Genomic DNA, 8,412 nt, shown 5'->3' on the forward strand with positions numbered 1-8,412 from the left:
CCTTTCCGCTCGACTTGCATGTGTTAAGCACGCCGCCAGCGTTCGTCCTGAGCCAGGATCAAACTCTCCAACAAAAACCTGTTGAACAGCATCCTGACAACAAAAGTGTTGCCAAAGGAATCCCAGCCAACCAAACCCGAAGATTCGGCCAGCCCGGGGTATAAAACAATTGGCACTGGCTTTACAAGCACCCTGTTGAGTTCTCAAAGAACAACCACACACCAGCCAAACCACCGCACCAACGGCAACCCGACCGGGGCAACTTCTCTAAGTTACTTGGACTGAATTCCGCTGTCAAATTCGCTGTCGCGATCTGTCAGCCTGGTTCAGCCTTATCCACGTTGTCACGCACACCGTTTCCGGTGGTCGTTGCGATCGTGGGAATCAGCAGACCGGCCGGCATCCGCTTTCGCGGTGCCCGCCCGGCTCCCTGCCGGCTTCAGAACCTTACCCGGTCGGCTTCGCGTTCGCAACCCCGACTTTCCGGGGAGTCCCGCACCGCCCGATCCTCAGCATCGCTCGGCGTCTCCGCCACGATCCTGGTGCCCGCTTTCAGCCGGTTCGTCCGCCCTCCCGCGTGCAGAGAGAAAGTTACGCGGACGCCCCACGGAAGGCAAATCAACGATCGTCACTACCTTCGTCGGCAGGCATCACCTGCCGGCGTGCACCCCTGCCGGTGTTGTGCCCGCGCACCGAAACAACGCCGAGGTGGCCGATCCGTGCCAGAGTGGCTGCCATGGATGAGGCGTCCCGCTCCCCCACGGTCACCCTCGCCGACGACGCACTGCTGGGACTCCTGCTGCCCTTCTGGCAACTGGTGATCGCGGCGGTCGTGCTCGTCGTCGTCGTACTGTCGGTCGTCCGGCTGGCCCGGCGCGGGCCCTCCAGGATGGGAACGGCCCTGCTGGTGACGGCGGCGGCGATCATCACGCTGGCAGTCGTGGGGGTGCTGCTGAGCTGACCGCACCCGGCCCCGCCGCCGGGTGCGTCAGAGGCGGCGGTTGGCCAGGCTGGGCAGTTCGGCGCGGATCGTGCGCAGCCGGTCCAGGTCGAGGTCGACCACGGTGAGACCCGGTCCGTCCGGCACCTGGCCGAGCACCGTGCCCCACGGGTCGACCACCATGCTGCGGCCGAAGCAGGTCCGGCCCGGGTCGTGGTCACCGGTCTGCCCGGCGGCGGCCACGAAACACTGGTTCTCGATCGCCCGGGCCCGCAGCAGAACCTCCCAGTGGTCCCGGCCGGTGTGCATCATGAACGCCGCCGGCACGACGAGCAGGTGCGCTCCCCCGTCCGTGGCGAGTCGCCGGTACAGCTCCGGGAAGCGCAGGTCGTAACAGATGGTCAGGCCCACCCGCAGGCCCTCCACGTCGACCACCACGGGTTCCGCTCCGGGGGCGACCGTGGCGGACTCGCGGTAGGACACCCGTCCGGGGATCTCCACGTCGTACAGGTGGATCTTCCGGTAGCTGGCGGCGAGGGTGCCGGACCGGTCGAAGACCAGCGAGGTGTTCCAGGTGTGCGCCGGATCCGGCCCGATCTCGTGGAAGGAGCCGGCGACCAGCCAGATCCCCAACCGGCTGGCCACCTCGGCGAAGAAGGTGCCCACCGTCCCGTCCACCCCCTCGGCCGGCGGCATCCCGCCGGCCGGGCCGAGATAGTCGACGTACTCGGGAAGGACCGCCAGGTCGGCACCGGCCGCCGCGGCCCGCACGAGCAGAGCCTCGGCGGCGGCCAGGTTGGCCGACCGGTCGGCGCGGGCGTTGAGCTGGCAGACGGCGACGCGCATGCTGCCCAGGGTACGGGCGGACGGCGACCCGGGACAGTGCGCGGCCCGACGGGGCCGGAACGCGGACCCCCGCCCGGGGCTTCGTCCCCGGACGCCGGACGCTCGGCCACCTGTCGTCGACCACCGGGCACCACGTGGACACCCCGAGCGCGGCCGAGAGCCGATCGCGAGCCCGGGGGTGTGGATCGGGAGGGACGGGCCCGTTCAGACGGCGCTCAGGGCAGAAGCGCCGTACGCGCGGAAGCACGGCCCCCGCGCGGGGGCCGTGCTTCCGACGGTGGTCGGGGTGTCGGTCAGGCCGACTTCTCCTCGCGGTCGCGACGGGCCCGGCGACCGGTGAACTCGCGCGGCACGATGGTCGGGTTGACGTTCTCCAGCACGACCTCGCGGGTGATCAGCACCCGGGCGGCGTCCGGGTTGCTCGGCACCTCGTACATGACGGAGAGGAGGACCTCTTCCATGATGGCGCGCAGACCACGGGCACCGGTGCCCCGGAGCATCGCCTGGTCGGCGATCGCCTCCAGCGCGGCCGGCTCGAACTCCAGCTCGACGCCGTCCAGCTCGAAGAGCCGCTGGTACTGCCGGACCAGGGCGTTGCGCGGCTCGGTGAGGATGCGCACCAGGGCGGAACGGTCCAGGCTGCGCACGTTGGTGATCACCGGCAGTCGGCCGATGAACTCGGGGATCAGCCCGAACTTGAGCATGTCCTCCGGCATCACCTGGCTGAAGATGTCGTCGGTGGAACGCTCGGAGACCGACCGGAGCCGGGCACCGAAGCCGGTGCCGCCGGAGCCGGTGCGGGCCTCGATGATCTGGTCGAGGCCGGCGAAGGCGCCACCGCAGATGAACAGCACGTTGGTGGTGTCGATCTGGATGAACTCCTGGTGCGGGTGTTTGCGCCCGCCCTGCGGCGGCACGTTCGACACCGTGCCCTCAAGCATCTTGAGCAGGGCCTGCTGCACCCCCTCGCCGGAGACGTCCCGGGTGATCGACGGGTTCTCCGACTTACGGGCGATCTTGTCGACCTCGTCGATGTAGATGATGCCCGTCTCGGCGCGCTTGATGTCGTAGTCGGCGGCCTGGATCAGCTTGAGGAGGATGTTCTCCACGTCCTCGCCGACGTAGCCCGCCTCGGTCAGCGCGGTCGCGTCCGCGATCGCGAAGGGAACGTTGAGCATCCGGGCCAGGGTCTGCGCGAGGTGCGTCTTGCCGCATCCGGTCGGGCCCAGCAGCAGGATGTTGGACTTGGCCAGCTCGACGGCGTCGCTACCGGCGCCGGGGGCGTTGGCCGCCTCGGCCTGGATGCGCTTGTAGTGGTTGTAGACCGCCACCGCGAGCGCCTTCTTGGCCTGGTCCTGACCGACGACGTAGTTGTCGAGGAACTGGCAGATCTCCATCGGCTTGGGAAGCTCTTCCCACTTCACCTCGCCGGACTCGGCCAGCTCCTCTTCGATGATCTCGTTGCAGAGGTCGATGCACTCGTCGCAGATGTAGACCCCTGGGCCCGCGATGAGCTTCTTGACCTGCTTCTGCGACTTGCCGCAGAACGAGCACTTCAGTAGGTCGCCGCCGTCACCGATCCGTGCCACCTACGTTCTCCCTGCACTCGTCGACCGGAGACCGGCCCTGAACCGCGGGCGCCGGAACGCCCGTCCGTGGTGAAATCCGTTCCGCCGGTCCGACCCGGCCACGCCGTACGGCCCCGACGTTACCCGCTGGCGAGGGTTTCTCCGACCCCCAAAACGGGTGTGTCAGAGGTCGGCCGGGAACTGCTCGCCCCGACCGACCTCCGAACGATGGTGTTCAGCGGGCCGCGTTGGCGGCCAGCAGGCCCTTCTTGCGGCTGGTCAGGATCGTGTCGACCAGCCCGTACTCCTTGGACTCCTCGGCCGTCATGATCTTGTCACGGTCGATGTCCTTGCGGACCTGCTCGATCGGCCGGTTGCAGTGCCGGGAGAGCATGTCCTCCAGCTGGGTGCGCATCCGCAGGATCTCCCGGGCCTGGATCTCGATGTCCGAGCCCTGCCCGTAGCCGCCCTCGGTGGCCGGCTGGTGGATGATGATCCGCGAGTTCGGCAGCGCCATCCGCTTGCCCGGGGTGCCCGCCGACAGCAGCACCGCCGCCGCGCTGGCCGCCTGGCCCAGGCAGACGGTGGAGATGTCCGGCCGGACGTACTGCATGGTGTCGTAGATCGCCGTCATGGCGGTGAACGAACCACCGGGCGAGTTGATGTACATGATGATGTCGCGGTCCGGGTCGGTGCCCTCGAGGGTCAGCAGCTGCGCCATCACGTCGTTTGCCGACGCGTCGTCGACCTGGACGCCGAGGAAGATGATCCGGTCCTCGAAGAGCTTGTTGTACGGGTTGGACTCCTTGACCCCGTACGAGGTGCGCTCGACGAACGACGGCAGGACGTAACGGTTGTGCACGGCCGCGAACTGGGGCGGCAGGCTCAGATCGGTCATCGTCAGCTCCTCAGCTCAGGGTCCCGGCGCCATCCGGAACCTGGGTGGCTCCGATGATCACCTTGTCGATGAAGCCGTAGTCCATGGCCTCCTGGGCGGTGAACCAGCGGTCGCGGTCCGAGTCGGCCTCGATCTGCGCCTGGCTCTGCCCGGTGTGGTGGGCGACCCGCTCCTGGAACATCCGCTTGGTGTAGAGCATCTGCTCGGCCTGGATCGCGATGTCCGAGGCGGTGCCGCCGAGGCCACCGGACGGCTGGTGCATCATGATCCGCGCGTGCGGCAGGGCGTACCGCTTGCCCTTGGTGCCCGCGCAGAGCAGCAGCTGACCCATCGAGGCGGCCATGCCCATCGCCACGGTCGACACGTCGTTGTCGATGTACTGCATGGTGTCGTAGATCGCCATGCCGGAGTAGACCGAGCCACCCGGCGAGTTGATCCAGAGGAAGATGTCGCGGTCCGGGTCCTCCGCCGCGAGCAGCAGCAGCTGGGCGCAGATGCGGTTGGCGACCTGGTCGTTCACCTCGCTGCCGAGGAAGATGATGCGCTCCTTGAGCAACCGGTTGTAGACCGAGTCGTCGAGGTTGCCAATGGTGTCGCCACCTCGGGCTTCGATCGCCCGGAGCGGCTTCGCTGGGATGTGCATGTCGGTCATGGCAGCCCTTCGCTCTCCGTACCGTCGTACCCGACATTAACCGCTCCACCGGGTGATCGACTCCCGCTCGCGGCACTGTTCGCTCTCAGCGCAGCAGGCTCGGGACGTACCCGGAAAAGGGGTTCGGCCGCCGTGCGCCGCAACGGGCGCACGGCGGCCTACCGGGTCGGATCAGTGCTCGTGGTCGTGGTCGTGCGCCTGCTCGCTCTCGGCCCGCAGCGCGTCGAGGGTGACCTCGTTGCCGGCCGAGTCCTTGATCTTGATCTTCTCCATCACGGAGGCGAGCGCCTTGCCGCGCCGCACGTCACCGAAGACGGCGGCGGCGGCACCGGAGCGCACCAGCTGGTCGTAGTACTGCTGCGGGGCCATCCCGGCGCGCTGCGCCCGGTGGACGATCTCGTGGCCGAACTCGTCGTCGGAGACCTGGGTGTCCTCGGCGTCGGCCAGGGTGTCCAGCAGCAGCTGGATCTTGACGCCCTCGGTCGCCGCCTCGGTCAGCTCGGTGTCGATCTGCTCCTCGGTCTTCTCCTCGGCGGCGAGGTACTCCTCCATCGAGGCGCCGATCCGCTCCAGCTGGTCGACCATCGCCTGCTTACGGCTCTCGACCTCCTCGCGGACGACACCCTCCGGCGCCGGCACCTCGGCGGCGGCGACCAACTGCTCCAGGGCCTTGTCCCGGGCGGCGTAGATCTGCTCGACCCGCTTGCCCCGGGTGACCTTCTCCCGCAGGTCGGCGCGCAGCTCCTCGATGGTGTCGAACTCGCTGGCCATCTGGGCGAAGTCGTCGTCCAGCTCCGGCAGCTCCTTCTCCTTGACCGTGCGGACGGTCACCGCCACCTCGGCGTCCCGGCCGGCGAAGTCGCCGCCCACGAGCTGGGTCGTGAAGGTGGTGTCGTCGCCGGCGGCGAGACCGACCAGGGCCTCGTCCAGACCCGGCAGGAGCTGCTTGCTGCCGACCTCGTGCGAGATGTTGCTCGCCGAGCCGCCCGGCACGTCCTCGCCGTCGACGGTCGCGTTCAGGTCGATCTGCACGTAGTCACCCTCGGCGGCGGCCCGCTCGACGGTCTTGAGCGTCGCGAACCGCTCGCGCAGGTTCTTGACCTGCTCGTCGATCTCGCTCTCGTCGATCTGGAGCTCGTCGACGGTCACCTCGACGGTGGCCGGGTCCGGCAGGGTCAGCTCGGGCCGGACGTCGACCTCGGCGGTGAAGTTGAGCGAGTCACCGTCGTTGAACTCGGTGATCTCGACCTCGGGACGGCCGAGCGTCTTGAGGTCGTGCTCACGTACGGCGGCGAGGATGTTCTGCGGGATCGCCTCCTGCACCGCCTCGTTGAGCACGGTGCCCCGGCCCACCCGCTGGTCGATCACGGCGGCCGGGATCTTGCCCCGACGGAAGCCGGGAACCTGGACCTGCTGGCCGATCTCCCGGTACGCCTTCTTGAGGCTCGGCTCGAGCTCGACGAACGGCACCTCGATGGCGAGCCGCACGCGCGTCGGGCTCAGAGTCTCGACGGTGCTCTTCACAGGCGTACTCCTTGACGGATCTCAGTGGTGGGTCTGGGTCTGGGCGTGATTGCGCGCATCGAGTGTAGGCGAGCCGGGACGCTGCTCCGGCAGCGCCCGGCGAACCGCACGGATCGGCGTCGCCTCCCGGGGACGACCCCGGGATGCGCACGCAGTCGGGGTGGCGGGATTTGAACCCACGGCCCCTCGCTCCCAAAGCGAGTGCGCTACCAAGCTGCGCCACACCCCGTGGCGAAAGAAGTGTATGCCGTCGCGCCCTGCCCGGTATGCCGGGGCGTCCCCCACCGGCCCGTCCCCCACTCGCGTTCGACGTGTGTGCCGTACGCCCCCGGCGTTCGCTCGGCGTGTCCCCGGTGCGCATCAACGTGTCCTCGACATGCCCTCGGCACGGCCCCTGCACGGTCTCGGCACGGCCTCGGCGCGGCCTCGGCACGGTCTCGGTGCGACCTCGGTGCGGCCTCGGCACGGTCTCGGTGATCAAGAGGTTTGCGTCAGGGGGGAGCGTCGAGGGTGACGCAAACCTCTTGATCACCGAGGACACGGGGTCGGGGGGAGGAAATGCCGGGGGGAGGGGGTGGGGGTAGGCTTGCGGCGCGTCCGGTTCCCGGGCGTACGCGGGCGTAGCTCAATGGCAGAGCTTCAGTCTTCCAAACTGACGGTGCGGGTTCGATTCCCGTCGCCCGCTCCATATCCTCCGGCCCAGGTCAGCGGCATACTCGCCGAGCCTGGGCCGTTCTTGTACTCGAATGTCGGACGATGGTGCCAGCCTCTGGACCCATGAAGCCGCTCTTGGTGCGCCGCACCACCTTCAGCCCCCACTATGGCCATTTCGTCCTGCGGGACGTGTGATGCCGGCGACGAAGGCGAGTCACGCCGAGACACGGAGGACCAGGTAGCCGGCGCGTCCACGTACGAAATCTGCGTTCGAGTTCTGTCGGACGCATTGAAGGTGGGCCTTGACTCCGGACGTGGGCCAGTGAACCCACGCCGGACAGCGGCCTGTGGGACGAATCTCGACAGCTTGAGCTGCACTGCCCGACCGGAGAGCTGATCGTCGAGGTGATCACCTCCGGAGCAGCAATGGAGGTCACCCCTTCGCAGGGAGCCGGCGTCTACGGGGTTCGGGTCCACCGCAGGCGGGCCGACACCCAGGAGTTCCTCATCGAGCTGTGGTGGCGGACCCCGCTGCCGCAAGCCGACGATGACGAGGACTTCTACGGTGATGTGTGGTCCTGACCAGGTCAGAAAGTGCGTAGGTGTCTTCGATCTCGTGACGGCTACCGGACATGACCAGCACCGATGCCATGATCGGGTCACCCGACGCCCGCCGCACCAGACGACGGCTGTCCATATGTTTGCGGTCGGCAGCTGTGTGGTACCGCTACCGTGACTGCCGTGACGACCTATGAGTCGGGTGAAACGGTCATGGACATCCTGGCTGCCGGCACTCTGCTTGCCGGCGCTGCTGTCGCCCTGGTCGGGTGCGCTGCTTGGGTGGTTGTTCGCAGCCGGCGCACGTCAACGGTTCAGCTGCTCGGTCGGACCCTGCGTTACCCCCGCGTGTGGGCCGCAGGGGCGGCCTGCATGGGCTTCTACGCTCTCCTGGGGGTAGGGAATCTCACGGAGGTCACGCCCAGCGCTTGGCGCGCTCAGGGCCGGTGGATCGGTGCGGGGTTGTTGCTGGCCGCATCGGTCCTCATGGCCACCTACTGGTTCCTTGAGTATCGCGCCACGCGTCGGACTGGTCGTGACCGATAGGTTGGGCCGTGACGAGCGCCAGCGTGGCGGCTCGTCGTCGATGCCGGGGCGCTCGGCTACCGCGCCGCTTCGCGGCTTGCCCGTTCGCCGTCGACCAGGACGGCTAGGTTCTGTCTCGCGGATCTTGGTTGTCGGGGACGGCGCGTAGCCAGTCGAGGGTTTCGACCAGATCGAGGGTGGCCTGGAAGTTGGCGGCCAACTTGTCGTAGCGGGTGGCGAGTCCTCG

At 68.1% G+C, this 8,412-nt stretch carries 7 protein-coding genes, 2 tRNA genes and 1 rRNA gene; 3 read left to right on the forward strand and 7 right to left on the reverse strand.

All coding sequences use genetic code 11. The annotated features are described in order from the left end of the window. Positions 1-74: ribosomal RNA gene (locus JQX11_RS31785) — 16S ribosomal RNA — on the reverse strand; the annotation flags it as partial. Positions 75-736: 662 nt separating this feature from the next. Here JQX11_RS31785 and JQX11_RS31790 point away from each other — a divergent pair. Continuing rightward, the gene (locus JQX11_RS31790) at positions 737-961 is read left to right on the forward strand and encodes a hypothetical protein (RefSeq protein WP_204928614.1); all 225 of its coding nucleotides are present in this window, start codon (positions 737-739) and stop codon (positions 959-961) included. 27 nt (positions 962-988) lie between these two features. On the opposite strand, the gene JQX11_RS31795 is transcribed toward JQX11_RS31790, so the two are convergent. The 6 genes from JQX11_RS31795 to JQX11_RS31820 form a co-directional block, all read right to left on the reverse strand. Continuing rightward, on the reverse strand, positions 989-1,786 hold the full coding sequence (locus JQX11_RS31795) for a carbon-nitrogen hydrolase family protein (RefSeq protein ID WP_204928615.1): 798 nt from the start codon (positions 1,784-1,786) through the stop codon (positions 989-991). 293 nt (positions 1,787-2,079) lie between these two features. Further along, positions 2,080-3,375, reverse strand: a complete 1,296-nt coding sequence (gene clpX / locus JQX11_RS31800) for an ATP-dependent Clp protease ATP-binding subunit ClpX (RefSeq protein WP_204928616.1) — start codon at positions 3,373-3,375, stop codon at positions 2,080-2,082. Positions 3,376-3,589: 214 nt separating this feature from the next. Beyond that, positions 3,590-4,252, reverse strand: coding sequence for an ATP-dependent Clp protease proteolytic subunit (locus tag JQX11_RS31805; protein ID WP_030333536.1), 663 nt, complete (start codon positions 4,250-4,252; stop codon positions 3,590-3,592). A 10-nt stretch (positions 4,253-4,262) separates the two neighbouring features. Next, complete coding sequence (locus JQX11_RS31810; RefSeq protein ID WP_067310650.1) at positions 4,263-4,904, reverse strand: ATP-dependent Clp protease proteolytic subunit; 642 nt, start codon at positions 4,902-4,904, stop codon at positions 4,263-4,265. 171 nt (positions 4,905-5,075) lie between these two features. Continuing rightward, entirely contained in the window at positions 5,076-6,428 is a 1,353-nt protein-coding gene (gene tig, locus JQX11_RS31815) for a trigger factor (RefSeq protein ID WP_204928617.1), read from the reverse strand. A gap of 155 nt (positions 6,429-6,583) precedes the next feature. Continuing rightward, a tRNA-Pro gene (locus tag JQX11_RS31820) sits at positions 6,584-6,657 on the reverse strand. Between the two features lie 385 nt (positions 6,658-7,042). On the opposite strand from JQX11_RS31820, the gene JQX11_RS31825 reads away from it, so the two are divergent. Both JQX11_RS31825 and JQX11_RS31830 read left to right on the forward strand, forming a co-directional pair. Beyond that, positions 7,043-7,116 (forward strand) — tRNA-Gly (locus JQX11_RS31825). A 392-nt stretch (positions 7,117-7,508) separates the two neighbouring features. Beyond that, positions 7,509-7,664 (forward strand): hypothetical protein, encoded by a 156-nt coding sequence (locus tag JQX11_RS31830; RefSeq protein ID WP_204928618.1) that lies wholly within the window; start codon positions 7,509-7,511, stop codon positions 7,662-7,664. The last annotated feature ends 748 nt before the right edge of the window (positions 7,665-8,412 follow it).

Origin of the sequence: Micromonospora humida (assembly GCF_016901255.1) — a bacterium.
Taxonomy (GTDB): domain Bacteria; phylum Actinomycetota; class Actinomycetes; order Mycobacteriales; family Micromonosporaceae; genus Micromonospora; species Micromonospora wenchangensis.

Bases quoted from the DNA above. Each gene is read 5' to 3' on its own strand.
- JQX11_RS31830 (WP_204928618.1), top strand. From the start codon at position 7,509: ATGGAGGTCACCCCTTCGCAGGGAGCCGGCGTCTACGGGGTTCGGGTC.
- JQX11_RS31805 (WP_030333536.1), bottom strand. From the start codon at position 4,252: ATGACCGATCTGAGCCTGCCGCCCCAGTTCGCGGCCGTGCACAACCGT.
- JQX11_RS31795 (WP_204928615.1), bottom strand. From the start codon at position 1,786: ATGCGCGTCGCCGTCTGCCAGCTCAACGCCCGCGCCGACCGGTCGGCC.
- JQX11_RS31810 (WP_067310650.1), bottom strand. From the start codon at position 4,904: ATGACCGACATGCACATCCCAGCGAAGCCGCTCCGGGCGATCGAAGCC.
- JQX11_RS31790 (WP_204928614.1), top strand. From the start codon at position 737: ATGGATGAGGCGTCCCGCTCCCCCACGGTCACCCTCGCCGACGACGCA.